Genomic DNA, 25,174 nt, shown 5'->3' with positions numbered 1-25,174 from the left:
TTACTTGTTAATTTTTGTTAGTGCCGAACTTTTTGATGATTAATGGAATAATCCTCTCTGGTTCGTATTGCGAAATTAATAATTTGAGCGTTTTAAAAGTTAAATAATTTGTTTAGAATCCAAAAAGTCCACCACCGGTTTTTGAGCGGGTTTTCTTTCCGGTAAGCATGCCAAAAATACCGCGAACAATTTCTTTACCAATTTGGCGGGTTATTGTTGCGCCCATTACCTGCTCAACAATGCTCTTTTCACCCGGTTTAGGTTTGCTCTCCTTTTCGGCCTGTTTTTGAGCCTCAGCTTCCTGCTTTTCCTGTTCTACAGCAGCAGTTTGGTCGTTAATGCGCTGGGTTAAAATTTCGTAAGCACTTTCCCGATCAATTGCATCTTTATATTTAGTGTACATCGGACTGGCGTGAACAAGCTGATCAAAATCTGCAGCAGTTAACGGTCCCATTATGGCTCTTGGTGGGGTGAGCATGGTTGCCGAAACCTCAGTTGGAATACCTTTTTCATTTAAAACAGTAACTAAAGCCTGTCCCGTACCCAATGAGGTTAATATTTTATCGATCTCATAAAAATCTGATTTCGGGTAGGTATTCACTGTCTTTTTAAGAGCATCTACATCATTTGGAGTAAAAGCCCTCAAGGCATGTTGCACGCGGTTACCCAACTGGCCTAAAACACTTTCCGGAACATCGGTAGGTGCCTGTGTACAAAAGAAAACACCAACACCTTTAGAACGAATGAGCCTGATAATGATTTCTATCTGTTCTAAAAAGGCTTTAGAAGAATTTTTGAATAATAAATGGGCCTCATCAAAAAAGAATACCAGCTTAGGTTTGTCTAAATCGCCAACCTCGGGCATGGTATTAAATAACTCAGCCAATAAGCTTAATAAAAATGTAGAGTATAATATGGGCTGGTTTTGAACATCAGAGATGTTTAACAAACTAATGGTTCCTTTGCCATCAACCCGTTCGAAGAGATCTTCTATATCAAACGATTTTTCGCCAAACATACCACCTAATCCTTGTTGTTCTATGGCAACTATTTTTCTTAGCATGGTACCTGATGTTGCAGTAGAAATACTGCCATAACTGCTTTTGATTTCTGCTGCCCCGGCACCTTCTGAAAGATATGAGACTAGTTTTTTTAAATCATTTAAATCGATTATTGGTAGTTTATTATCATCGGCATATTTGAAGATAACTGCTAAAACACCTGCTTGCGTGTCGTTTAAATCTAAAATTTTTGATAATAGCGTAGGTCCAAATTCAAGTACAGTTGCACGCATCTGTGCACCCATTTTACCCGAAAGTGAGTAAATCTCAACAGGGAAACCGGTTGGCGAAAAAGTTTTGTTGAGTTGTTGTGCTCTTTCTTCTATTTTCGGATTAACAGATCCTGGTTGGTTTAAACCTGATAAATCGCCTTTAACATCCAGCATAAACACTGGCACACCAGCATCTGATAATTGTTCTGCTAATAATTGCAGGGTTCGTGTTTTTCCGGTTCCTGTTGCTCCGGCAATTAAACCATGTCTGTTCATCATTTTTAATGATAAATTAACTTCGGCTTCGCTGTAAACTTGTCCGTCTAAAATTCCGGCGCCTAAATAAATGTACGATCCCGAAGGGGCATAGGATGATTTTATTTTTTCGATGAATTTTGAAGAAAGATCGCTCATTTTTTAAAATTAGATTGCCAATTTAAGAAACATATCTTAGAAGGTTATGTTTTTGTTGGCACTTTTAATCTGAAATACCTCACAATGGTTGTCTAGATATTACTGGTTAAGTTGCTTATAATAATTTAGTTCGTTCTGAAGTACGGTTATTTCCTGTTGCATATTTTGCAATTGATTAAGCAGATGAGAAACGGCATGAATACCTTCCAGATTAATCTGCAGATCGTTTGCTAAACGCAGGTATTGCTCCAGCTTAGATAATTCATCTACAGGCAAAAAGACAGATTGCTTTTTAACGGTGGTACGGATCAGGCCAAAATCTTCAAGAGAATGGATAAAGTTGATTTCTACATGGTGATAAGTGCAAATTTCTTCTACAGGTATTAGATAGGTTTCCATAATGGTTAGAATTTGGAAAGTTTTTCGAATAATTCTTTTTGTTCATCATTTAGATTGGTGGGTATTTTAACCTGCCATTTAATATATAGATCGCCGAATTGGTTATCTTTTTTGTAAACCGGAAACCCTTTGCCTTTTAATCTTAAAGTAGCATCTGGCTGTGTTCCCTCAGGCACTTTAAGTTTGACTTTGCCATTCAAGGTTTCTACAATTTTTTCGCCACCCAAAATGGCGGTATATAGATCTATTTCCTCCTGGATATAAATGTCGTTCCCTTTCCGTTTGAATTTGGGGTCATCGCTAATATTGAATTTTATAAACAGATCGCCTGGAGGGCCATTATTAACTCCTGGCGCACCGTAGCCCGGAAGTTTGATCTTTTGTCCGTTTTCTACACCGGCTGGAATGGTAATGCGTACTTGCCTGCCATTAACAGTTAAGGTTTGTTTGTGGGTGGTATAGGCATCAAGTAGGTTTAACTGTAAATCAGCATTGTAATCCTGGCCTTTAAAAGGTGAATTTCTGCTGCTTCTACCACCACCGCCACCAAACATGGAGGAAAAGAAATCAGAAAAATCTTCGCCACCAAAACCACCGGAATAGCTATTGCCACCATAACCCTGGCCTTGCGACTGGTATTGTCTTTGCTGCTGTTGCTGCGCATCAAGCTGATCGGCATGCTGCCAATCTTTGCCATATTTATCGTATTTCTTCCGTTTTTCGGGATCGCTTAAAACTTCGTTAGCCTCGTTAATTTGCTGAAATTTTTTATTGGCTTCTTCATTGTTGGGATTAAGATCCGGATGATGTTTTCGGGCTAATTTTCTATAAGCTTTTTTAATATCCTCAGTGGTTGCATCTTTTTTTAAATCGAGGATTTTATAATAGTCTATGTAGTCCATGATGGTTTAACAAATTAATAAAGGGAATGTTCAATTTTATTGTATAAATGTAAGATTTTAGGATGGGAATGTAGAGAGGACTTTAGGCAAAGCGCAAAGTAAATTGGCAGTGAGTAAGCTATTATCAACTTACTGGTGAAGTTTAAACTATTGCAATCCAAAGGAAAACAAAAGTTAAGTATTATTAGAAATACCTGAAGCCACCAAAAAAGAAACTGTCTCATAAATATAAAATTGTCATCATGGTAGAATAATTTTTTTTACAAAATCAATATTAGTGAGGTATAATTGATTGTTTTGCCATACAAAAGGTTTTACCTCCGAAGGTCTCTTTCTTTTTGGCTTGCTTATTATGCGCCGCCGCAGAATGATTTATTTTGTCGCGAATTTAATTGCTGTGAAGAAATCAGCTCAACAGGTAAAATGTTTTTTAATTCGCCTGATGCAAAACAAAATAGCCACCTGTGCGATGGCTATTGGTAAGAAGAACTGTAGCTTCTTTATGGTGTGCCTGCCCTCCGCGGATCTCCCGCTCACAGGACTTTTTTGTCTTTTCTTTATGTTTAACAATTTAGGCAATAGTTAGTTTTAATGCATCAAATAATTTTAAACATTGTGTGGAAAATGTTAATATCTCTAAAGGTGGATCAACAGCTATGTACTTGGTCTTATGCTAAGTAATTAAACCCATTCTTTTTGAATAAAACATTTTTACTCCTATAGTGTTTCAAGTGTGACTGCTGATTCATTATTTATATCGTTTAGTGGCAGATTATCAAACATTAAATCATGGTCGAATTAAATAAAGAGCTTTTTTGTAATCTTGGTGACCGTTCTCTTGATGGTTATTTTATTTTTAACTACACAGCGAAGAATTTTTCATATCTAAATAAATCGATAGGTACTATTTGGGAACTCGATCCTAATGAAGTGATCACTAATCCACAGCTACTTCTGGAGCGTGTACACCCTGAAGATGTAACACATGTGATGTCATGCTGCAAGGAATGCGTTGAAGCGTATACGGATAAAAAATATGAATTCCGTTTGCTGTTTGCCAATAAGGAAAAATATGTACGTGTAATCGTATTTTCTGTTATTGACGGGGATGTTAAGCATTTAGTGGGTACAGTAGAAGACACCACAGTGGCGCGCCATAATAAAATTCACATCGAACAAATAAATACCCGAAAGAATATAACACTGGAAGTATTGGCGCACGATTTAAAAGAACCGCTGGGCATGATGAAATTAACGGCTTCATCTATGAAAGAGGACATTTCAAAAACGGGCGATGAGCAGATGATAAACTCGCTGGCTTTTATTCAGGAGATGTGTGAGCGGAACCTGCTTTTGGTACGGAGCATGATTAATCGTGAATTTTTAAAATCATCAGTAATTGAAATTGGGAAGGAGCGGGCAGATTTGGTTTGGGAACTTAGAGATGTGGTTCGTTTTTATAAACGATCAAAATTGGGAAAAATGAAAAACATTAAGTTCATCAGTTCGGCAGAGCGGATTTATCTGAACCTGGATAATATGAAATTTTTGCAGGTCATCAATAACCTCATCTCAAATTCCATAAAATTTACTCCTGATTATGGAAATATTACTTTACATGCCGAAGAATATGAAAGTTCCGTTTTAATTACTGTAGCTGATGATGGGATCGGTATTCCGGAAGAGCTGCAGGCCGGCCTTTTTGACCAATTGCCCGAAACTTTAAGGCCAGGCCTTAAGGGAGAGGAATCAGGCGGATTTGGTATGGGAATAATCAAGGCTATTGTTGATTTACATCAGGGAAAGATATGGTTTAAAAGCAAAATTGGTGTTGGAACTACCTTCTATATTGAGCTGCCTAAGTAGTCGTTTTAATTTTAAAATGGCGTAAGTTATATTTGAATTATGATTAACATTATTCTTGCGGATGATCACCATATTATCCGGACCTCACTTAAAGCGCTTATAGAAAAACATGAAGGCATCAATGTTGTTGCAGAAGTACCAGACGGTTTAGCCGTTTTAGAGCTTCTTGAAAAAGGAACAAAAGCTGATATCATTTTATCAGATATTGTAATGCCAAGGCTTGATGGAATAGCTTTAGCCAATTCGATTAAAGAGCGCGGATACAACACAAAGGTAGTGGTTTTGTCTATTTTAGAAGATGAAAAGTATGCTTCAAATGCTTTAATATCAGGTGCTTTTGCTTACCTGTCAAAAGATATTGAAGAAGATGAATTGCTGTTTTGCCTAAAACACGTAATGAAGGGAAAACGGTATCTTTCTTCTAATATATGCATTTCCATTTTAGAGCGTTTTAATACGCAGCTGAATATGCTTTCGCGAAAAATGAATACTGATATTAACTTCACAGAGCGCGAAATTAATGTGTTAAAACTCATCGCTGATGGGTTAACGAATCAGGAAATTGCCGATAAATTGTACTTAAGCAGGCGAACAGTAGAGAGTCAAAGAGAAGCTTTAATTAGTAAAACCGGTACAAAAAACTCCGCATCTTTAGTCCGTTTTGCCATGCGAAATGGTTATGTAGACTAGTGTTTTTGGTCATTTTAGCGGCTTTTTTGAGTGATTTAAATAAACCGTAAAAAATCGGGTATTTTTACAAATAACATAAGGTATTGCTGTTTGTTGAATAATTACATCAGCCTTAACTAATATGGATACCTTAAATTTCAATTGCGACATCTACCAGTACAAACAACCACTTTTCGATCGCGCATTAGCCTACACACATGACGAAGACGATGCTGCCGATTTAGTTCAGGATACCTTTATGAAAGCATTTAGGTTTTCAGCTAAATTTGAAATGGGAAGCAACGTGAGGGCATGGCTTTTTACCATCCTGAAAAATACCTTTCTTAATCATTACTATAAGGTAAAACGTAAAAATGAAATCATCCAGCAGGAAGAAGATCTAACTTCCATCCAACTGGTTCCAAGTGCATCATCTAATGGTGGTGCTACAAAGTTTGTAATGGAGGATATTCAGAAATCGCTAAATGCTTTGCCTGAGGATTGCCGGTTTTGCTTTTGCCGTTATTTTGAAGGTTATAAATACCATGAAATTGCTGCCGAGCTAAACATCCCCCTGGGCACTGTAAAAACGAAAATACATGTGGCCAGAGGCTTGCTGAAAAAAATGCTTAAAAATTATAAGTCTGGTTTAGCTGCATAATATTTATTATTTATTTCGGTAAATTCGGGTATAAATACCTTGTATGAACTAAGCCACTTCAACTAGATTTGCTGCAAATGAGCAACACGCTAGTTAAGAAAATTCTTATAGTTGATGATGATGAGAACATTCATGATATTATAAAATTAATTTTCGAGGATGAACATTATCATATAAAAGGTATTTTAAATGCTGGTAATTTAGAAGAAACAATCGCTAATTTTTTACCGGATATTATTTTATTGGATATACTTATTGGTCAGTATGATGGCCGGGAAATTTGCAATAAGTTAAAGCATAATCCTAAAACAGCATACTTGCCGGTTATATTGTTTTCGGCTTTGAATATGGATAATCTAAGCTGTTCGCCCAATGATATCATCGAAAAACCTTTTGATATTATCAATCTGCAAGAGAAGGTGAAGGCATTGCTGAATAACACTTAAACTTGTTTTAACATAAAAAAGGGATAGACTAACAGCCTATCCCTATATCTAAACTCAAAACATGCGCTCAAACATGAATGAATCTTAACAACTAAACATTTCAGTTTAGTATTGGTTTTAAAAAAGACAGGTTTTGTCTGTCAAATTCAGCATAATTTTACCTGATCTTTTGTTTTAGTTCTATTTTCAATTCTTTGATTTGTTCCTTTGCCTGTCTCTTCTCCAGATAAAAATAAATGGCACACGCTAAAAATACTTTTCCTAATACAAAGACTGCAATAAATACCCATTTCCAGGCTTTATTTACGCGCATTTGGTTAGATTCTGATTCTACCTGTATATATTTTTCCTGCCTGCTTTCTCCATTAGATTTTTCATGCCTGTATTCGGGCTCGAAAGTTGTTTGTAGCGCCTGGTTACGACGTTGGATTTCATTGATCTCATGCTCAATTTTAGATAACGTGCCTGCCGGCGGCTCAATACCCATGCTTTGTGCCAGTAATTCCATGTCATATTCGAGCAGTTCCAAAGCTTTTTTGAATGCCGGATATTCTTTTTTTAGCGACAAAACTTGCTGTACCTCTTTTTCGGTGGCAATCCCCATTACATAAGTCTCCATTAAACCACTTTCAATAATTTTACTAATTTCCACTTTTCCTCCTCATTTTATCGATTGATAATTTTAACTGATTGCGGATCTCAATTTCATCACAGCCAATTGCTGCCGCCAGGTATGAAATTGATTTTCCATGGTAATATATCGCACAAAATATCCGTTTCTGTAAATCATCTAACAAATCCAGCCTTTCCTTTTTTAAGGATGGGTTAGGCTTTAACTGATGATCTTTTGCTATAAACAGAGTTAATTTACTTTGTGCATATTGGCGCAGTTCCAGCCAAGTATTTAACCTGCATTTTTCCTGCAAAATAACAACGTCCTTAACAAATAAGGTAAGAATAGCAACCAAATGGTCTTCTGATTTTTGATGATCTTGCACGATGCCGTTAATATAGCCAAGCAGCATGGGTGCATACTGATTATAAAACCAATGGATGTCTTTTGATTCGGCAGAAGGATTGTTTGAAACTGCTTTGAACATGGGCTGTTTGAACCTGTGTGCTATATGAATTGCAAGATAAGTTCAAATTTTTAAATTATCTGAATTATTTGACCAAAATGTGGTCTAATATTTAAGCTCAAAAAATGCAACAATCTTCTATTTTTGGGTTTTAATGTTGAGCTTTATAAAATGAAAATAGCTACTTATAATGTAAATGGTGTAAATGGCCGCTTGCCTGTACTGTTACGTTGGCTGGAAGAAACTCAGCCAGATGTAGTGTGCCTGCAGGAATTGAAGGCACCGCAGGAAAAATTCCCTGAACAGGCGATTAAAGATGCAGGTTATAATGCGATCTGGCATGGACAAAAAAGCTGGAATGGAGTAGCTATACTGGCTAGAAATTTAGAAATAACGGAATTAAAGCGTGGTTTGGACGGAGATCCTGAAGACCTGCAGAGCAGGTATATAGAGGCAATGGTAAACGGCTTGGTAATTGGCTGTTTATACCTGCCAAATGGCAATCCGGCACCCGGCCCTAAGTTTGATTATAAGCTGCAATGGTTTGAACGTTTTGCTGCACATAGCGCAACGTTGCTGGCGCGAAATATACCTGTGATTTTAGTAGGCGATTATAATGTGATTCCGACTGAGCTGGATGCCTATAAACCTGAAAGATGGGTAGAAGACGCTTTATTCCGTCCGGAAACACGTTTAGCATTTAAAAATTTACTTGCCCAGGGCTGGACAGATGCCATCAGAAAATTATATCCTACCGAAACCATCTATACCTTTTGGGATTACTTTCGTAATGCTTATGGCAGAAATGCCGGATTAAGAATTGATCATTTTTTACTAAGTCCTCAGGTGAGCGATCGCTTAAAATCAGCAGGAGTGGATATGCACGTTAGGGGATGGGAAAAAACAAGCGACCACGGACCTGTTTGGATTGAACTAGATGAGCTGTAACTCAGATTAAGATTGTTTAAATCGGTGACATCTAATTTGTTCTAAATAATTTTAACGATTCCCTGTCCTGTTGGGGTAGTATTCCATGACTTTAATCCATCGGGTTTATCCATCAGGCTCGGCACCGAGAAAAACTATGCATCATAAATATAGATTAGTCATCCTGATGGGTAATTTATTGTATAAAAATCAATAAGAATGACAGATAATTTAGCAAATTGAAAGGCCAAGAGGTATCGTCATTGCGAGAAGGCTTTTTCAGCCGACGAAGCAATCTTACAACGATCGCTACTAGCGTGCGTATTAAGATTATTCATTTTGCAGTTGTTTTTAAAGGTATTCATGAACTCAATTGTTCGGTTATCTTCGTTCCTCGCATCCGATAGCTATCGGATGACGATTTTTCTATTGGAATCTGTCAATGGTAGCTTGTCGAAGGGCCTTTAAAGGTGTTTCGACAAGCTCAACATGACATCATCTGAAGCGAAATTAATACTGATTGGTGTTTTCTGAACTTTCAATCAATTGCTTTTGATCTGTTAAATCTTTATAATAAAAATAACCACCAAATCCTAAAATGAGGATGATATTACTTATTTTAAAACTATGATTGAGCCAGTAATTAAGTGGTGGTATATTACCACTAAAACTCTGTTTGATGTTTGGCCATGAGTTAAGAATGATAATAACAACAATCATTAATAAAACCTTTAACAAAGTCCTGATGATAATTTTCTGGTGGTTTACTTTTTCCATTATTTAAATTCCCTGAAATCCTGGCCGTTAGTGATGTTCAATAAACTTTCATAAATCAGGCTGATCACATTGTCAACATCCTCTTTGTGCACCATTTCTACGGTTGTATGCATGTAGCGTAACGGTAGCGAAATTAATGCAGATGGTACGCCGCCATTCGAGTAGGCAAAAGCATCGGTATCGGTTCCGGTAGAACGTGAAGATGCCTGGCGCTGGAATGGAATGTTATTTTTCTCAGCGGTTTTAATTAATAGTTTATTTAAATTGGTTTGTACAGCCGGGGCATACGAAACAACAGGACCTTTGCCGGCCGATAAATCGCCCTGAATGTTTTTATTAATCATTGGCGTAGTAGTATCGTGTGTTACATCGGTAATGATGGCCACATTTGGTTTAATGCGCTGGGCAATCATCTCGGCACCGCGTAAACCAATTTCTTCCTGTACAGAGTTAACAATGTATAAACCGAAAGGAAGTTTTTTCTTGTTTTCTTTTAATAAACGGGCAACTTCGGCAATCATAAAACCACCCACACGGTTATCTAAAGCACGGCCAACATAGTAGCGGTCGTTCAAAACCATAAACTCGTCTTCGTAGGTAATTACACAGCCTACGTGGATGCCTAATTTTTCTACTTCTTCTTTTGATGTGCAGCCGCAATCTAAAAAGATGTTTTTTAACTCCGGAGCCTGTTCTTTCTCGCCATGGCGTGTATGGATAGCTGGCCAGCCGAATACTGCTTTAACCAAGCCATTCTCAGTATGGATGTTTACACGTTTCGAAGGTGCAATCTGATGGTCAGAACCGCCATTTCGGATCACATAAATTAAACCATCGTTGGTGATGTAGTTTACATACCATGAAATTTCATCGGCGTGGGCTTCTATAACTACTTTAAAATCAGCTTTAGGGTTAATAACACCTACTGCGGTGCCGTAATTATCGATAAAATGTTCGTCGATATAGGGTTTTAAATAATTTAACCAAAGTTTTTGTCCTTCCCATTCGTAACCGGTAGGAGCAGGATTGTTGATGTATTCTTCCAGAAATTGCAGCGATTTTTTAGTAACCACAGCAACATGTTTTTTCTTTTCGTCGTCTTTTTTCTTAGCCATTTTAATAGATATGAGATTTGAGTATTCAGATTTGAGACTTCATACTCATTTTAAACTTAACTTGATAATTGTTTTTCCATTACTACAAAACCGTAACCATCTTTAAAAAAGGTTTTATCTGTTTCGTGGAAGCCAAATTTAAAATAAAATTCCTTAGCATTTACACGTGCGTTGCACCATAGTTTTGTCGCTTTTTGAATTTTACAAAAATCAATGATATAGTCCATTAGTTGTGAGCCGTAACCTGCATTTTGAGTATCGGGCAGAATGGCCAGTTTACGGAACTGATAAACATCCCCATCATGAAATAGAGAAACTACTCCAGTTAATTTATGATCGAGGTATAATCCAAAATGGATGCCGTCAAAATCATCGGGAAGTTTAACCGTATCAAAAGGTAATTCCGGATACATCGCCTCATGCCTGATCCGCCAGGTTAGCGATGGGAATATTTGCTCAATTTGAACCATATTTATAATAAAAAGCTGAAGCCTATCCTTCCATCAATGCCATAATAGGTTTGATATTTATTAATACGCATATTTGGACCCAATGAAAGCTCAAAATTTGTTTTCTTGCCAATGCTGCGTTGAAAACCCCATTGCGGGGTAATTCCGATCTCCCAATTTACCACATTGTATTGATTGAGATTGCCACCTTTAATTAAAGGAGAAAAATAACTGCTTACATCTAGCCCAAAATAATTAGAAGCATTGTTGATGGTTTTTTTCCCTTTTTTAATCCTGTTTTCAAAATGATAATATTTTCTGATTCCTGCGTAAAGGTTTGGTGCCAGATCAAAGTAGGTTTTGGTTTTACCCCCAACCATGTAATTATAATTGTATTCTATTAGAAAAGTACCAGCCAACCCTGCACCTCCATAAACTGTGGTGAGTTTTCCTATTTTTTGTTCCCGTTCATAATGTAGTGAGAGAAGACTCAACCTTATTTTATTAAGTGACTTTACTTCAGTTGGCTGTTCTACTTTGGTGCTGTCCTGGGCTTTTGCTTTACCTAAAATGGTCAAGCAAATCAATAAGATTGAAAGTGTTTTGATTACGTTTTTAGATTTCATGAAATTTTTATGATTGGTTATTTATTTATTTTTCTTCCGTAAAACTGATAAATTGAAATATTAAGGACAATTATACCCGTCATTCCATAACAGAATAATTCCCATCCACCCTGGCCCCAAAGCCACAAACCCAGGGCAGAGCCACAGCTGGCGCCAATAAAACTAACCGACATAAAAATGGTATTTAGCCTGTTTCTGGCTTCTGGTATTAAGGTGTAAATTCGGGTCTGGTTGGTTACATGTATGGCTTGCTGACCGATATCGATCAATACAATTCCGATTACAAACAGATATAAATGGCTGCCGGTAAAATAAAACAAGGCGATACTAACGATTTGTAATATAAAACCAATCATTAAGTTTTTGCGTGGATTGTTACCATCGCTTAATTTTCCAACTAATGGGGCGGCCAATGCACCCGCAGCCCCTGCAATTCCAAATAACCCGATCTGTAAAGTCTGTAAATTAAAGGGTGGATTAGCTAGGAATAATACCATGGTTGTCCAGAATGCACTAATAATGGCGAATGCCAGGAAGTTAATAATCGAAGTCTCCCTTAATACGGGTTGGGTTTTAATGTAGCTGAACATTGATCGCATGAGTTCTTTATAGGACCCTTTAAAAGCAGGATAACTTTGTGGAAAACGTTTGGCCATTAAAAGAATGAGCATGCCACAAATTCCTGCAGCCATATAATAAACGGCTCTCCAACCCAGCCAAAAGCCAATACTGCCACTTACTGCGCGTGAGGCTAAAATCCCAACCAACAAACCACTCATAATCATTCCAATGTTGGCTCCGCGATTCTCATCTGTACTTAAATTAGCCGCTAAGGGCAAAATCAATTGGGGTACAATAGAGCAGGCACCAATTAAAATTGATGCAACTTCCAGTACAAAAAAGGTATGCGAAACCGCGGCAACCAGTAAGGCGAAGATTGCAAGTCCGGTAATAATGAGGATCTGTTTTTTACGCTCGAACATATCGCCTAGTGGTACTAAAAGGAAAAGACCTAAAGCATAACCGATCTGGGTGAGGTAGGTAATTTTTCCTGCATCGGTTTCAGTAAGATTAAACTCTTTTGCAATTAAGATGACCAAAGGCTGGCAGTAGTAAATATTTGCAACAATCAGGCCTGTGCAAAAAGCCATGAGAAGAATATCCGCTCGTTTTAACATGTAAGGTTATGTAAGATGTAAATAATGTAAGATGGATGATGGAGTTGGATATGTAAAACGTTTAATATAAAAATGGATGATGGTGGAGTCAATCCATTTACCATCTTACTTTGTCCATCTTCCATCCTTACAAAGGTATATTTCCATGTTTTTTTCGTGGATTATTCACCACCTTATTTTCCAACATCTTAAAGGCTTTTATCAACTTTATACGGGTTTGAGCTGGTTCAATCACTTCATCAACAAAGCCACGTTCTGCAGCACGATAAGGGTTGGCAAAGATATCTGAATATAATTTTTCTTTCTCCAGCCATTTTTCTTCAGGGTTTTCTGCTGAAGTAATTTCCCGTTTAAAAATAATTTCTGCGGCACCTTTTGCTCCCATCACGGCAATTTCAGCACTTGGCCAGGCGTAGTTCATATCTGCACCAATATGTTTGCTGTTCATCACATCATAAGCACCGCCGTATGCTTTTCTGGTAATTACAGTGATGCGTGGTACAGTAGCTTCACTAAATGCATACAATAATTTTGCACCGTTGGTGATAATGCCATTCCATTCCTGATCTGTACCTGGTAAAAATCCTGGCACATCTTCAAATACCAATAACGGAATATTAAAACAATCGCAAAAGCGGACAAAACGTGCTGCTTTGGTAGAAGAATTGCTATCTAAAACACCTGCCAAATAAGCAGGCTGATTGGCTACGATACCAATACTTCGCCCTGCAAGGCGGGCAAAACCCACTACAATATTTTCTGCATAAGTGGCATGTACTTCTAAAAAGCTATCGGCATCGGCCACGGCAGCAATTACTTCACGTATGTCGTAAGGCTGTGAAGCATTTTCTGGCATAAAAGTATTGAGTGCTGGCCGGCTTTCATCAGCTGCTTCGTAAGGTAAAGGATCGGCTATCTCTTCACAGTTTTGCGGCATATAACTCAATAGTTTCTTTACATGATTAATAGCCTCAATTTCATTGGCACAGGCAAAATGGGTAACGCCCGATTTTGTAGCATGTGTGCTGGCACCGCCTAATTCTTCTGAAGTTACTTCTTCGTGTGTTACTGTTTTAACCACATTTGGACCGGTAACAAACATATAAGAAGTATTTTCTACCATCAAAATAAAATCGGTAATGGCGGGCGAATAAACAGCTCCACCTGCGCATGGTCCCATTATGGCCGAGAGCTGCGGAATTACACCCGAAGCCTGTACATTTTTATAAAAGATATCGGCATAACCGCCCAAAGAAACAACACCTTCCTGGATACGCGCACCACCACTATCATTTAAGCCGATTAATGGCGCACCATTTTTCATGGCCATATCCATTAGCTTGCAGATTTTTTCGGCATGGGTTTCAGAAAGTGAACCGCCAAACACGGTGAAATCCTGAGAGAAAACATAGGTTAATCTGCCATTAATTGTTCCATAACCCGTTACCACACCATCGCCCAGGTATTTTTCGCGTTCCATGCCAAAGTCGGTGCTTCTGTGGATCACCATCATGCCAATTTCTTCGAAGCTGCCTTCATCCATTAAAAAATGGATACGCTCGCGGGCCGTAAGTTTACCTTTTTTATGCTGACTGTCGATACGGGCCTGTCCGCCGCCAAGATTGGCCTGGTTGATTTTATCTTTGAGTAATGCTATTTTTTTATCCATTGCAATGCGATGAGGTTTTAAAATTAAAAATTACTAGTGGTAATGCAAGGTAAGCGAGGTATTATTTTATTCAAAGCACGCGATGTTAGGTAAAACAGATGACGAGGCTACAACATCTATGAAATACTGACCATTCATTTCCTAAAAGGAAAAAAAATATAAATATTTGGAAACGGTTGGTTCTTTGCTTTTGGCAGGTTTGGTCCCGCTTTTTGGTACGAGTTCCGATGAAGAATCGGAAGCTCTTCCCGGCAATCGGGTTTATTTAACCTAGGCTGAGTGCACGATACTCAAATCTTTCATTCGCCTACAGGTAAAATAGTACGGTTTGGAGCAGGTTGTTGTTAACTAAACCTGATAGAAGCGATATCCTTTTTGGCTTCAATTGATTTTGAATTATAGTTAATTTTGCCAAAAAGATTTAGCGGATGGCAGGACTGAACTAACCGATAATAATGGAACCAACTGTTTTCAAAAGTTATAAAGAACCCTGTTTTTGCTTGAAAGGTGCCTGCATTTTACTTAAATTACATTTTTTTTACAGCTTAAAGTATTGAAAAACCAATAATCCGTTTACTTTTGTAATCATAAGAATTAAAATAGCATTAGAAATTAAATGTTTTTTAGGAAATACAAGTATTTAATCGTTGCCACTTTTATGGTCATCTTCATGTCGAAGATGGGTATATCTGGAGCGCCGGTATTTTTTACGAGTATTGACAAGGAAATTATGAATGCTGTAATCATGCAAATTGAGTTAGAGCATGAAGGCGGAAAGGATGCCGCCAAAGACACTGCAAAGTTTACCGATTTCAAACTCATCGAGCTTAATCATCCTATCTTTTCTTACGAGTTCTCTTCCAGCCATTTCTTTTTGAAGAGCAGTTTTATAGAACATTTTAAAAGATATGTAGACCCATATCACCCTACTGTACCAACACCTCCGCCTAACTTTATCTAGTCATTATTTTTTGGGGTATAAATTGCCTGCTCAATGGTATTGGGCGTTATTGCTATGTTTAAATTTATGTAGTACGTAAATTATTTTTGTAGCTTGTTTTTTATCCCCTGCGATTTTATTCGTTAAAATTTACTAGATAATTATATCGTTATGCAAAAGTTTAACCCGGCCTTTTCAGGTTCGGACGTGAAAAAATATTTTCTTAAAAAGAATTTAAAGAAAGATTTACCTTCAAGTATAGTTGTGTTTTTAGTGGCTTTACCACTATGTTTGGGTATTGCCTTAGCTTCTGGCGCACCCTTATTTGCCGGTTTAATTACCGGAATTATAGGGGGAATTGTGGTTGCCTCTTTTAGCGGCTCGCAATTAAGTGTTAGTGGCCCTGCAGCAGGTTTAACGGTTATTGTTTTAGGTGCAATAACCTCATTAGGAAGCTATCCTACATTTTTACTTGCTGTTGTATTGGCAGGGGTATTCCAGATGGTTTTAGGCCTGGTTAAAGCCGGAACCATTGGAAATTACTTCCCTTCGAGCGTAATTGAGGGAATGCTTGCTGCCATCGGACTGATTTTAATCTTAAAACAATTACCGCATGCATTGGGCGTTGATACCGATTTTACTGGCGACGAAGGTTTCTTTCAACAAGATCACGAAAACACTTTTTCTGCGATTAGTGCAGCAATAAGCCATTTTAGTTTGGCGGCAGTAGTTATCAGTCTGTTATCAATAGCTATTTTGATTTTGTGGCCTAAGTTTCCAAAATTGGCGGTTGTACCTGCTCCATTATTGGTGGTAACTTTAGGAGTTCTTGGAACTATACTTTTTGCCGGGACAGATCATCCTTTACGTGCTGATCAAATGGTGAAAATCCCGGTAGTAAATGGTTTCGGCGAATTTTTGGGGCTATTTACGATGCCCGATTTTTCTCAGCTGGCCAATAAAAATGTGTATATAGTAGCCGTAACCATTGCTGTTGTAGCGAGTTTAGAAACTTTACTCAGTATTGAGGCTGTGGATAAAATCGATCCGATTAAACGTGTATCGCCAACAAACAGAGAGTTAATTGCCCAGGGTTTAGGTAACATTACAAGCGGTATGGTGGGCGGTTTGCCTATGACATCGGTAATCGTGCGGAGTTCGGCAAATGTAGGGGCTGGTGGCAGAACCAAGATGGCGGCTATTTTTCATGGTATCTGGTTGTTATTGTCACTGTTATTTATTCCAGGGCTCATTAACATGATTCCATTATCGTGTTTAGCCGCAATTCTTTTGGTAACGGGATACAAGTTAACCAGGATCAGTTTATTTAAACACATGTACCACAAAGGCTGGGATCAGTTTGTACCATTTGTGGTTACAGTATTGGCGGTATTATTTACCGATCTGTTAAAAGGTGTGGCTGTGGGTATGTTGGTTTCGGTTTTTTATTTATTACGGACCAATATGCGCAACCCCTTTTTTTACAGGATAACGAACGAAGGCGACAAAAAGAATATCAGGATTAAACTAGCAGAAGAGGTTTCATTTTTAAATAAAGCAGCGATACAGGTAGTTTTAACGAATATCCCTAAAGAAACAAATGTAATTATTGATGGTTCGAATGCCAGGTATATTGATCCTGATGTATTGGAAACCATTTACAATTATAAACATAATGCTTATACAAAAGGTATTATCGTAACCCTGGAGAATATCCAAAAACATTATACAGTACCAAAATTAAATATAACAGTAGAAGAAGACATTAATAAATTATAGTTATGTGCGCAAAAACATTAGATACAAAAGATATAACTTACGAGAACTTATTACAGGGTAATAAAGACTGGGTTAAAGATACAATAGACAACGATCCTGCTTTTTTTGATAAATTATCAGAAGGTCAGAGCCCACCGGTTTTATGGATCGGCTGTTCAGATAGCCGTGTACCGGCCAATCAGATTACGAATACCAGACCAGGTGACATTTTTGTGCATAGAAACATAGCCAATGTGGTTGTACATACGGATATGAACCTGCTTTCAGTACTGGATTATTCTATTAATGTATTAAAGGTTAAACATGTTATTGTTTGCGGCCATTATGGTTGCGGTGGTGTTAAAGCTGCTTTGGGCAATAAACAAGTGGGGATTATTGATAACTGGCTGAGAAATATTCGCGATGTGTACCGTACCCACGAACGTGAAATGGCTACGATCAAGGATCCTGATCAGAGATTTGACCGTTTAGTGGAGTTAAATGCCATTGAAGGCGCTGCAAATGTGACCAATACTTCGATTGTACAAAGTGCCTGGGCAAATGGTCAGGAATTAGCTGTACATGCCTGGGTTTATAGCCTAAAAACAGGAATCATCAAAGACCTGAAAGTAACTTGTAACTGTCTTGATGATGTTGCCCCTGCTTTTAAGGTAGGATAAAACACCCCATAGGTATTATTTTTTAGTTGTTAGGGAAAGCTTCCGGTTTTACATCGGGAGCTTTCATTTTTCTGTACTGTTCGGCATATTGCCGGCATGGCCTTTATTGCCTTTTTCGGCATCTTCTCTGGCTTCTTCGGATCCAAAATCGCCTCTTCCAAAATTTCTACCCAAGTTACCGGCATCGCTTTCTACCGTATTTTTCTTTTCATTATCGTTGCTGCGGTGGCGGGGCACCAATTGATCGGGCATATTGCTTTTATCGGCAGTATTTTCGATGTCTTTATTTTCGAGATTTTCGTTGTTTTCTTTTTTGTTTTCCATGGTCTTATTTAAGCTATTATATAGAACAGTAAAAAAGAAGATTGGTTTTATCTTTGGGTAGATCGTATTTGATAAATTTATGTGGTGCAATCGCTTTTTCTCCTCATCTTCATTGCAAATGAGGATCATACACATAAAAAAGGCCAGACAATGATGTCTGGCCTGGTATTTAATATTAATCTTCTGCTAAGAATGGATAACGGTAATCAGTTGGGGGATTAAAAGTTTCTTTAATGGTACGTGGAGAAACCCAACGCAATAAATTAATCATTGCCCCGGCTTTATCGTTGGTACCTGATCCTCTTGCTCCACCAAATGGTTGTTGCCCAACTACGGCACCTGTACATTTGTCGTTAATGTAAAAATTACCAGCTGAGTTGCGTAAGGCATAACTTGCTTTTTCTATAGCATATCTATCTTGTGATAAAATAGCTCCCGTTAAGGCATAGGGTGAAGTGGTGTCAATTATTTCTAAAATCTGGTCAAATTCCTGATCTTCGTATACGTAAACAGATAGTACCGGACCAAAAAGTTCCTCACACATGGTGGTATATTTTGGATCGTCAACCACTAGAACAGTAGGTTCAATGAAATAACCTTTGCTCTTATCATAGTTGCCACCGGCAATAACTTCTACACCTTTATCTTTTTTAGCCTGATCGATGTATTTAGCCAGTTTATCGAAAGAACGCTCATCAATAACTGCATTAATAAAGTTACCGAAATCTTCTGTTCCGCCCATTTTAAATGAAGCTAAATCTCTGATCATTAATTTTTTAATCTCAGGCCACAGGCTTTGTGGGATATAAGTACGGCTGGCAGCAGAACATTTTTGTCCTTGGTATTCAAAAGCACCACGTACAATAGCAGTAGCCGAAGCTGCAACATCTGCACTTGGGTGAACCAAAATAAAATCTTTACCACCGGTTTCACCAACGATGCGTGGATATGATTTGTATTTATGGATGTTTGTTCCGATTGTTTTCCAGATTTCCTGAAAAACTTTTGTTGAGCCTGTAAAGTGAATGCCTGCAAAATCAGCATGATTAAAAACCACATCGCCAACTTCAGGACCATCTGCAAAAATAAGATTAATTACACCGTCAGGTAAGCCTGCTTCACGGAAAACATTCATAATTACATTAGCCGCATAAACCTGGGTATCGGCAGGTTTCCATACCACCACATTACCCATCATGGCTACACAAGAAGGTAAATTACCGGCAATTGCGGTAAAGTTGAAAGGTGTTAAAGCAAATATAAAACCCTCTAAAGGCCGTTGTTCCGTTCTGTTCCACATGCCATTTGGCGATACAGGCGGCTGTTGGCCATAAATATCCTGCATATAACTTACATTAAAACGCAAGAAATCTACCAGTTCGCAAGCAGCATCAATTTCAGCCTGATAGGCATTTTTACTTTGTCCAAGCATGGTTGCCGCATTAATTTGGTAGCGGTACTTTGTAGCAAACAAATCAGCAGCTTTCATAAAAATAGCAGCTCTGTGTTCCCAGGCTAAAGCTTCCCAATCTGCCTTGGCGGCCAAAGCAGCATCTATGGCTTGTTTTACATGGTTTTTATCGCCATAACTGAAGGTAGCCAGTACATGTTGATGATCGTGCGGAGCTACTACTTTCTTTTTATTTTGAGTATGTACCTCTTGTCCGCCAATAAACATCGGAATATCCAATTGTTTAGCACGCGCTTCGGAAATAGCCTCCTTTAAAAGAGAACGTTCTTTTGTACCTGGCGCATAGCTGTTAATGGGCTCGTTAACCGGGGTAGGTACGTTAAAAAATCCTTTAAGCATATTTTATTTTTTATGATTTGTGCAAAGATAGTGCTTTTTGGGGTAGGCAATTCTATTATTCTGTAAAGAAAATAGGGAAGGTTTAACTGCAACAGTTCCTAGATAGAAGTCTGAAGGCCTAAGCCAATGAGTAGATAATTTTAAAGAAGTTGCGGTTAAAATCCGGGTAGTTTAGGCTTTACAGGAAGAGTTTAAACTCTGGTTATAAAAGCAGCTTTTGCTTCATCATATCCAAAAAATCTCTCCGATAGGTTTCGCCAATTAATATTTCAGCTGAAATACCTTTTAGAATAATCCTGTTCCCATCTATTGAAGTGATTTTATTAAGTGCCACTATAAACGATTTCTGTACCCGGATAAATTGCGCTTTTGGTAATCTTTCCTCTACATCCTTCATCGTTAAGAGCGCAAGCGTTCTAATCCCATTATGGTGAAAAGCGATATAATTTTTCATGCCCTCAACAAAATCAATTTCAGCGATATTAATTTTAAGCATTTTACCTTTAGCCTCTGTTTTAACCATAAAATAATCATCATCCTGCTGGTTAGCCGGCATGTTGGTTTTTTTAGATTGGATTATCTTTTTAGCCTTGTTTATTGCTTGTAAAAAACGGGGCAGCGGGATAGGCTTAACTAAATAATCAACCACATCAAGATCGAAGCCCTCGGTCGCAAATTCCTTATAGGCAGTAGTAAGTATCACCTGCACATCCCTATTTTTCATGGTTTGAATAAATTCGATACCTGATATCCCTGGCATATGGATATCTAAAAAAATGAGATCTACAGGATTGCTACTTAAAAAGCTTAATGCATCAATCGGATTGATAAATGTTGCCGCGATCTGTATGGCAGCAACTGATTTCAGGTAATGTTGTATTACTTCAATGGCATGGTCTTCGTCATCAACAATAATGCACTTAATCATGAGGTATATGGTTGAGGTTTAATTTGTGGTATCTTGAAATGTTCCAAAAAGCCTAAATTATCAAATGAGCTTGGTTTTTCCTGGTGATCAGTAACCTTATTGTAAGGCAAAGTTAATTCAAGACTATAATCAATCTCGGTTTCATTAATATTTAATGCAACCCCTTTGTTGTAATGATTTGCGAGTCTTTTCTTTATGTTTTCCATACCTATACCACTTGATAGTTCTTTAGGTCCATTTTTCTTTTTATTCCAGGTGATTAGATGAATGTTATGATCGATTTCGTTAATGTTTAAAGTAATTTTAACAGGATGCAACTTATCTATGCAATCGCCATGTTTTAAGATATTCTCTACAATGGTGATTAGAATTAATGGAATCAGTCTTACATGATCAGTATTACCATTTACATTAAAATCGATCTGTAACTTGTTATTGAAACGAAGCTGATTAATTTTAATTACATTTTTAATATGCTCAATTTCCTCGTCTATTAAGGTCATGCGGTCATCTTTATCCATTTCCAGGGAATAGCGCATAATTTTACTGAGGGTCATAATGCCATCGGCAAGCTCCTGAGATAAGGGTAACGATTTTGCGAAAAAGAAATTCAGCGTGTTGTTTAAAAAGTGAGGATTAATCTGTGCGCGGAGAAAGGCATATTCTGCTTCATGTTTTTCTTTTTCAATGAGGCGCAGTTTTCGTTCACGTTTAATTCCTTCAGAGGCAAAATGGTAGCCGATACCTATAATTGAATACCGAATAAAAACCAAAAGTACAGCTGCCCCGTAATTTATAAAATTGAATGGGGGTGGAGTTGATCCATTCGCATTAACATAGGGCCTAATATGATAAGTCATAGTATACCATAGGAGGTAAGAGAACGCGAAAACAGTAGCGATTCCTAAGAACAAGGGAAATGATTTTAGCGGGTTGGTATATTTTCTACATGCTAATATGCATAAATATACAGTACAAATATTCGGAATTTGAAAGATAAAAATGTCTCCAATATTGAAAATATAGCTTTTAGGATCTTGAGCATACGTCAAAATATTATTTAGTAATATATAAATCACCCAAAATATTAAGTGATATGTAACTACTCTATAGTTATGCTTTATCATTAGTTACTTTTGTAGTTTTTTACATAGTTGACCCAATCAACTTCTTGATTAGGAATAATTACATTTGGAGTTATTCCTATATTATCTAATGGTCGTTTTATGGCGTGTAGTGATTTTGCTACTGGATAAACAAGAGTGAAAAAGCTACAAGGAGGATGAGTGATTACCATTTCGCCATAATCAACGCTTCCAGCAGTATTTTGTCCAAATAAAGTTACTTTTTTACTTTGTTCTGCTCTTAAAATAAATAATTCTCCACTGCTTGCTGTATTCCCGTTAATTAGAATTGAAACACGTTCGGGATTTTTTAATGTTTTCAATAGTTTCAGTGTACTGGATTTATAAAGTGGGTAAAATTTATTTAAATTAGCTCTCAATTTTTTTGCACTCTTTTTTAATTCTTTTTTTGAAGCTGCTGATGCATATGGATAATCTTTTTCATAACAATCACGAATATTGTCATCTGTAGCTAATACGATACCACCATCAATATGTATGGGGTTAGTATATAAATAAGGTATTATTTTTTCAAAACAACCCGTTGTTCCTCCAGAATTGTTACGAACATCAATAATTAGATGTTTAGTATTAGCTAAATTATCTTTATTTCTCTCGATTAAGCTATCTATTCTTGTTTTATACTTTGAATTGAAAGAAGGAAGTGAAAGGAGAATTGTTTGGTCATCTAATTTTTTTAAACTGGCCATTAAATCAGGTTCAATGTATGCAGCAGGGGGGATAGTTTTAGCTTTTCTTTCTCCTCTTACCCATTTTCCTAAAAAACCAAAATCTAGTACGTCATTCTGTTTAATTAAAGCTGGGTAATTAACCGAATGATCACCCGCGCTGTAGTAAATAGTTTTATACTGATTGTCAGTCTTCGCGATTTTAAATTTTATTTGTTGTGGTATCCATCGTACGCTATCTGCTTTTATCACAAAACCAATAAATTCAATATTTTTTTTGGTGTTATCTTTAACAACTCCAATTTCATACATCCCATAATTCCAAATTCCTTCTATACTATCTAGAGTTTTATTATTTTCTTGCAAGTAAGATTTAAAACGCTTTTCTGTCCAAGTTGTTTTCTCTTCATTAGCAAAAAACAGCTTTACTGAATCAGGTGAAAGTTTGCTGAAATCCATCCCAAAATCTACGTGTTTATCCTTAAAAAAACTGAGCCATTCTCTCATTAAGCTTAAACACTTGTAGGAATTGGAAATAGAGGCGACGTGTTTTAAACTGTCTGTAAACTTTTCAAATTGAAATTGATTTGAAGAATCTACCTTATCAGGATAACCAATATAATTTTTCTTGATTTTCTCTACCAAGAAGCGAAAGTTATCATTACAGTTACAGTTTTGTGCTTTTAAAGCAAATGAAAAGGCAAACATGAAAAAAAAAGGAATTGTATATTTCATCAATAGCAATATAGGGTTTGCAAATGTTTTAATTCAATGGATTTGATACATAAATACTAACCACTTAAGGTTTGGTTATTTATTGTTTTATTTTCGCAACCAGGTTCTCCTGATAGGTTACTAGTGGGATGATCACCTCCATTAATTCTTCTCATTTGCTCTTTTGTTAAATTTGTAAGGTTGTTTTTCTTAAAAACAAATAAAGTCTTTTTTTCTAATTTTTTGTTTTTCATAATTGTAATATTAGATGGCTAAATAAATGTATTTAAAAGTGTTATTTCTAAATGCACTTGCCAAAAAATATACACCAAATGGCCTTTTGTCTGTGTCAAACCTACAGATTGTCTAGTTTAAATAGTGATCGTTAATTAGGTTTATACTTCTTTACAAAATCAATCCAATCGGTAACATCGGCAGGTATTGTTACATCAGGCTTGATTCCAATATTATCTAAGGGATAATCTGGTAATCTTAAAGATTTACAGGTAGGGTAATAAAGCGTGTAGAATTTACATGGCATTTCTACTTTAACAAATTCAGTGTAGTCTACAGCTCCAGATGAATGTTCACCATAGAGTTTCACTTTTTTACTTTGTTTAGCTTCCAGTAAAAACATTTCGGCAGCGCTTCCCGTACCCCGGTTAACAAGAAATGAAACACGTTCAGGGTTTTTTGAAATAGTTTTAAACTTGATGGTATCTATTGGATATAGCTTATACATTTCTCCCTGGTGAGCTTTTAACTCGGTTAGGTATTTTTTAAAAACGTTTCTTATGCTGTCAGAGGTTTCGGGATATTCTTTAGCGTAACCGCTATCTTTAATGTTTTCTGGTGTTGCCAGAACATATCCGCCTTCCTTTAGTATAGGGTTGGTATAAAGGTAGGGCATTAACTTTTCATATATCAGAACAGATCCACCGCCATTATTTCTTAAATCGATAATTAAATGTTTGGTGTTTTTTAATACGTTTTCATTCTTTTTAATTAATGCTGCTGTTGGGGCTACATATTCTAGTTTGCCAAAAGATGGCATTTCAAATAATGCGGTTTCATGGTCCAAAACCTTAAATTTTGGCGAAAGGTCAATTTCTTTTTTAAGTGGAGCAGGGAGTAGTTTGGGGCTCCTCATCCACTTTCCGAATATTCCGAAATCTAAAACATCTCTAGTTTTCAAAAGTATTGGGTGTTGCTCTGAATGGTCCCCCCCAGCAAAGAAAATGGTTTGATATTGATTATCCTTTTTTGCCAATCTAAATTTGATATGTTGAGGCATCCATCTTACAGAGTCTGCCTTTAGTATAAAACCTATAAACTGATCGGACTTTTTGTCTTTAACAATCCCAACTTCATATATGCCAACGCTCCAAATTCCTTCAATGCTATCTAGGGCTTCTTTATTTTGTTCAAGATAGGATTTAAATGTGCTCTCTGTCCAGGTGGTTTTTTCTTCATTAGCAAAAAAACTTCTTACAGAATCTGGATCCAATTTATCAAAATCCATCCCAAATGATATGTGTTTATCTTTGAAAAAATCTAACCATTCCCGGCATAAACTTAAACACTTGTATTGGTTGGCCTGATTGGCTACCTGTTGCAGACTATCTGTGAATTTTTTAAACTGTTGGCTATTTGCAGGCTTTACTTTATCGGCATAGCCAACATAATTTTTTGTTATTCTATTAGTAAGATAATTAAAATTATCACCGCAATTACAGTTCTGAGCTTGTAAATTATAA

General features: G+C 37.0%; 26 protein-coding genes. 8 read left to right on the top strand and 18 right to left on the bottom strand.

Features of this window, described 5'->3' with window-relative positions; all coding sequences use genetic code 11:
* Positions 1-112: 112 nt before the first annotated feature.
* The 3 genes from KYH19_RS16130 to KYH19_RS16120 form a co-directional block, all read right to left on the bottom strand.
* Entirely contained in the window at positions 113-1,687 is a 1,575-nt protein-coding gene (locus tag KYH19_RS16130; protein WP_219075855.1) for a helicase HerA-like domain-containing protein, read from the bottom strand.
* A 99-nt stretch (positions 1,688-1,786) separates the two neighbouring features.
* Positions 1,787-2,086, bottom strand: a complete 300-nt coding sequence (locus tag KYH19_RS16125) for a chaperone modulator CbpM (RefSeq protein WP_132398582.1) — start codon at positions 2,084-2,086, stop codon at positions 1,787-1,789.
* A gap of 5 nt (positions 2,087-2,091) precedes the next feature.
* A complete protein-coding gene (locus tag KYH19_RS16120; RefSeq protein WP_219075854.1) occupies positions 2,092-2,988 on the bottom strand; it encodes a DnaJ C-terminal domain-containing protein in 897 nt (298 codons plus the stop codon).
* A gap of 789 nt (positions 2,989-3,777) precedes the next feature.
* Between KYH19_RS16120 and KYH19_RS16115 the strand changes: the two genes are divergently transcribed.
* From KYH19_RS16115 to KYH19_RS16100, 4 genes are all read left to right on the top strand, one after another.
* On the top strand, positions 3,778-4,854 hold the full coding sequence (locus KYH19_RS16115; protein WP_219075853.1) for a PAS domain-containing sensor histidine kinase: 1,077 nt from the start codon (positions 3,778-3,780) through the stop codon (positions 4,852-4,854).
* A 39-nt stretch (positions 4,855-4,893) separates the two neighbouring features.
* Complete coding sequence (locus tag KYH19_RS16110) at positions 4,894-5,544, top strand: response regulator transcription factor (protein ID WP_219075852.1); 651 nt, start codon at positions 4,894-4,896, stop codon at positions 5,542-5,544.
* Positions 5,545-5,665: 121 nt separating this feature from the next.
* Positions 5,666-6,184, top strand: coding sequence for an RNA polymerase sigma factor (locus KYH19_RS16105; RefSeq protein WP_219075851.1), 519 nt, complete (start codon positions 5,666-5,668; stop codon positions 6,182-6,184).
* Positions 6,185-6,261: 77 nt separating this feature from the next.
* Entirely contained in the window at positions 6,262-6,630 is a 369-nt protein-coding gene (locus KYH19_RS16100) for a PleD family two-component system response regulator (protein WP_219075850.1), read from the top strand.
* Positions 6,631-6,787: 157 nt separating this feature from the next.
* Here the strand turns inward: KYH19_RS16100 and KYH19_RS16095 are convergent, their stop codons facing one another.
* Both KYH19_RS16095 and KYH19_RS16090 read right to left on the bottom strand, forming a co-directional pair.
* Positions 6,788-7,282: a hypothetical protein gene (locus KYH19_RS16095; RefSeq protein ID WP_219075849.1), complete on the bottom strand. Its 495-nt coding sequence runs from the start codon at positions 7,280-7,282 to the stop codon at positions 6,788-6,790.
* Positions 7,272-7,730, bottom strand: a complete 459-nt coding sequence (locus KYH19_RS16090; protein WP_219075848.1) for a hypothetical protein — start codon at positions 7,728-7,730, stop codon at positions 7,272-7,274. The genes KYH19_RS16095 and KYH19_RS16090 overlap by 11 nt, the downstream gene beginning before the upstream one ends.
* 150 nt (positions 7,731-7,880) lie before the next feature.
* On the opposite strand from KYH19_RS16090, the gene xth reads away from it, so the two are divergent.
* Entirely contained in the window at positions 7,881-8,657 is a 777-nt protein-coding gene (gene xth / locus KYH19_RS16085) for an exodeoxyribonuclease III (RefSeq protein ID WP_219075847.1), read from the top strand.
* Between the two features lie 489 nt (positions 8,658-9,146).
* On the opposite strand, the gene KYH19_RS16080 is transcribed toward xth, so the two are convergent.
* The 6 genes from KYH19_RS16080 to KYH19_RS16055 all read right to left on the bottom strand — a co-directional run bounded on the left by KYH19_RS16080 (position 9,147) and on the right by KYH19_RS16055 (position 14,450).
* The gene (locus tag KYH19_RS16080; protein WP_219075846.1) at positions 9,147-9,413 is read right to left on the bottom strand and encodes a hypothetical protein; all 267 of its coding nucleotides are present in this window, start codon (positions 9,411-9,413) and stop codon (positions 9,147-9,149) included.
* The gene (locus KYH19_RS16075; protein WP_219075845.1) at positions 9,413-10,528 is read right to left on the bottom strand and encodes a M42 family metallopeptidase; all 1,116 of its coding nucleotides are present in this window, start codon (positions 10,526-10,528) and stop codon (positions 9,413-9,415) included. The genes KYH19_RS16080 and KYH19_RS16075 overlap by 1 nt, the downstream gene beginning before the upstream one ends.
* A 56-nt stretch (positions 10,529-10,584) precedes the next feature.
* Positions 10,585-10,998 carry a GNAT family N-acetyltransferase gene (locus tag KYH19_RS16070; protein ID WP_255562448.1) on the bottom strand — a complete coding sequence of 138 codons (414 nt, stop codon included), beginning with the start codon at positions 10,996-10,998 and terminating at the stop codon, positions 10,585-10,587.
* A 2-nt stretch (positions 10,999-11,000) separates the two neighbouring features.
* Entirely contained in the window at positions 11,001-11,603 is a 603-nt protein-coding gene (locus KYH19_RS16065) for a hypothetical protein (protein WP_219075844.1), read from the bottom strand.
* A 17-nt stretch (positions 11,604-11,620) separates the two neighbouring features.
* On the bottom strand, positions 11,621-12,781 hold the full coding sequence (locus KYH19_RS16060; RefSeq protein WP_255562447.1) for an MFS transporter: 1,161 nt from the start codon (positions 12,779-12,781) through the stop codon (positions 11,621-11,623).
* A gap of 127 nt (positions 12,782-12,908) precedes the next feature.
* The gene (locus KYH19_RS16055) at positions 12,909-14,450 is read right to left on the bottom strand and encodes an acyl-CoA carboxylase subunit beta (protein WP_219075843.1); all 1,542 of its coding nucleotides are present in this window, start codon (positions 14,448-14,450) and stop codon (positions 12,909-12,911) included.
* A 616-nt stretch (positions 14,451-15,066) separates the two neighbouring features.
* On the opposite strand from KYH19_RS16055, the gene KYH19_RS16050 reads away from it, so the two are divergent.
* The 3 genes from KYH19_RS16050 to KYH19_RS16040 all read left to right on the top strand — a co-directional run bounded on the left by KYH19_RS16050 (position 15,067) and on the right by KYH19_RS16040 (position 17,828).
* Entirely contained in the window at positions 15,067-15,411 is a 345-nt protein-coding gene (locus KYH19_RS16050; RefSeq protein WP_132398610.1) for a hypothetical protein, read from the top strand.
* 150 nt (positions 15,412-15,561) lie between these two features.
* Complete coding sequence (locus KYH19_RS16045; RefSeq protein ID WP_219075842.1) at positions 15,562-17,169, top strand: SulP family inorganic anion transporter; 1,608 nt, start codon at positions 15,562-15,564, stop codon at positions 17,167-17,169.
* A 2-nt stretch (positions 17,170-17,171) separates the two neighbouring features.
* A complete protein-coding gene (locus KYH19_RS16040) occupies positions 17,172-17,828 on the top strand; it encodes a carbonic anhydrase (protein ID WP_193420403.1) in 657 nt (218 codons plus the stop codon).
* A 63-nt stretch (positions 17,829-17,891) separates the two neighbouring features.
* Here the strand turns inward: KYH19_RS16040 and KYH19_RS16035 are convergent, their stop codons facing one another.
* The 7 genes from KYH19_RS16035 to KYH19_RS16005 form a co-directional block, all read right to left on the bottom strand.
* A complete protein-coding gene (locus KYH19_RS16035) occupies positions 17,892-18,152 on the bottom strand; it encodes a hypothetical protein (protein WP_121284587.1) in 261 nt (86 codons plus the stop codon).
* Between the two features lie 175 nt (positions 18,153-18,327).
* Positions 18,328-19,962: an L-glutamate gamma-semialdehyde dehydrogenase gene (pruA, locus tag KYH19_RS16030; protein ID WP_219075841.1), complete on the bottom strand. Its 1,635-nt coding sequence runs from the start codon at positions 19,960-19,962 to the stop codon at positions 18,328-18,330.
* Positions 19,963-20,164: 202 nt separating this feature from the next.
* Positions 20,165-20,890 carry a LytTR family DNA-binding domain-containing protein gene (locus KYH19_RS16025; protein ID WP_219075840.1) on the bottom strand — a complete coding sequence of 242 codons (726 nt, stop codon included), beginning with the start codon at positions 20,888-20,890 and terminating at the stop codon, positions 20,165-20,167.
* A complete protein-coding gene (locus KYH19_RS16020; RefSeq protein WP_219075839.1) occupies positions 20,887-21,750 on the bottom strand; it encodes a sensor histidine kinase in 864 nt (287 codons plus the stop codon). The genes KYH19_RS16025 and KYH19_RS16020 overlap by 4 nt, the downstream gene beginning before the upstream one ends.
* A 266-nt stretch (positions 21,751-22,016) precedes the next feature.
* Entirely contained in the window at positions 22,017-23,438 is a 1,422-nt protein-coding gene (locus KYH19_RS16015) for a S41 family peptidase (protein ID WP_219075838.1), read from the bottom strand.
* A 56-nt stretch (positions 23,439-23,494) separates the two neighbouring features.
* Positions 23,495-23,671, bottom strand: coding sequence for a hypothetical protein (locus KYH19_RS16010; protein ID WP_219075837.1), 177 nt, complete (start codon positions 23,669-23,671; stop codon positions 23,495-23,497).
* A gap of 131 nt (positions 23,672-23,802) precedes the next feature.
* The gene (locus tag KYH19_RS16005) at positions 23,803-24,939 is read right to left on the bottom strand and encodes a S41 family peptidase (protein WP_219075836.1); all 1,137 of its coding nucleotides are present in this window, start codon (positions 24,937-24,939) and stop codon (positions 23,803-23,805) included.
* Between the last annotated feature and the right edge of the window lie 235 nt (positions 24,940-25,174).

The sequence above is a fragment of the Pedobacter sp. D749 genome, assembly GCF_019317285.1.
GTDB lineage: Bacteria > Bacteroidota > Bacteroidia > Sphingobacteriales > Sphingobacteriaceae > Pedobacter.
The sequence above is the reverse complement of the archived record's forward strand: the minus strand, read 5'-3'. Positions and strand labels throughout refer to the sequence as shown.

Coding starts and splice junctions, on each gene's coding strand:
- KYH19_RS16055 (WP_219075843.1), bottom strand. CDS start 14,450: ATGGATAAAAAAATAGCATTACTCAAAGATAAAATCAACCAGGCCAAT.
- pruA (WP_219075841.1), bottom strand. CDS start 19,962: ATGCTTAAAGGATTTTTTAACGTACCTACCCCGGTTAACGAGCCCATT.
- KYH19_RS16080 (WP_219075846.1), bottom strand. CDS start 9,413: ATGGAAAAAGTAAACCACCAGAAAATTATCATCAGGACTTTGTTAAAG.
- KYH19_RS16125 (WP_132398582.1), bottom strand. CDS start 2,086: ATGGAAACCTATCTAATACCTGTAGAAGAAATTTGCACTTATCACCAT.
- KYH19_RS16105 (WP_219075851.1), top strand. CDS start 5,666: ATGGATACCTTAAATTTCAATTGCGACATCTACCAGTACAAACAACCA.
- KYH19_RS16045 (WP_219075842.1), top strand. CDS start 15,562: ATGCAAAAGTTTAACCCGGCCTTTTCAGGTTCGGACGTGAAAAAATAT.
- KYH19_RS16040 (WP_193420403.1), top strand. CDS start 17,172: ATGTGCGCAAAAACATTAGATACAAAAGATATAACTTACGAGAACTTA.
- KYH19_RS16025 (WP_219075840.1), bottom strand. CDS start 20,890: ATGATTAAGTGCATTATTGTTGATGACGAAGACCATGCCATTGAAGTA.
- xth (WP_219075847.1), top strand. CDS start 7,881: ATGAAAATAGCTACTTATAATGTAAATGGTGTAAATGGCCGCTTGCCT.
- KYH19_RS16115 (WP_219075853.1), top strand. CDS start 3,778: ATGGTCGAATTAAATAAAGAGCTTTTTTGTAATCTTGGTGACCGTTCT.
- KYH19_RS16010 (WP_219075837.1), bottom strand. CDS start 23,671: ATGAAAAACAAAAAATTAGAAAAAAAGACTTTATTTGTTTTTAAGAAA.
- KYH19_RS16090 (WP_219075848.1), bottom strand. CDS start 7,730: ATGTTCAAAGCAGTTTCAAACAATCCTTCTGCCGAATCAAAAGACATC.
- KYH19_RS16110 (WP_219075852.1), top strand. CDS start 4,894: ATGATTAACATTATTCTTGCGGATGATCACCATATTATCCGGACCTCA.
- KYH19_RS16075 (WP_219075845.1), bottom strand. CDS start 10,528: ATGGCTAAGAAAAAAGACGACGAAAAGAAAAAACATGTTGCTGTGGTT.
- KYH19_RS16060 (WP_255562447.1), bottom strand. CDS start 12,781: ATGTTAAAACGAGCGGATATTCTTCTCATGGCTTTTTGCACAGGCCTG.
- KYH19_RS16120 (WP_219075854.1), bottom strand. CDS start 2,988: ATGGACTACATAGACTATTATAAAATCCTCGATTTAAAAAAAGATGCA.
- KYH19_RS16065 (WP_219075844.1), bottom strand. CDS start 11,603: ATGAAATCTAAAAACGTAATCAAAACACTTTCAATCTTATTGATTTGC.
- KYH19_RS16020 (WP_219075839.1), bottom strand. CDS start 21,750: ATGACTTATCATATTAGGCCCTATGTTAATGCGAATGGATCAACTCCA.
- KYH19_RS16015 (WP_219075838.1), bottom strand. CDS start 23,438: ATGAAATATACAATTCCTTTTTTTTTCATGTTTGCCTTTTCATTTGCT.
- KYH19_RS16050 (WP_132398610.1), top strand. CDS start 15,067: ATGTTTTTTAGGAAATACAAGTATTTAATCGTTGCCACTTTTATGGTC.
- KYH19_RS16005 (WP_219075836.1), bottom strand. CDS start 24,939: ATGGATTTTGATAAATTGGATCCAGATTCTGTAAGAAGTTTTTTTGCT.
- KYH19_RS16100 (WP_219075850.1), top strand. CDS start 6,262: ATGAGCAACACGCTAGTTAAGAAAATTCTTATAGTTGATGATGATGAG.
- KYH19_RS16035 (WP_121284587.1), bottom strand. CDS start 18,152: ATGGAAAACAAAAAAGAAAACAACGAAAATCTCGAAAATAAAGACATC.
- KYH19_RS16130 (WP_219075855.1), bottom strand. CDS start 1,687: ATGAGCGATCTTTCTTCAAAATTCATCGAAAAAATAAAATCATCCTAT.
- KYH19_RS16070 (WP_255562448.1), bottom strand. CDS start 10,998: ATGGTTCAAATTGAGCAAATATTCCCATCGCTAACCTGGCGGATCAGG.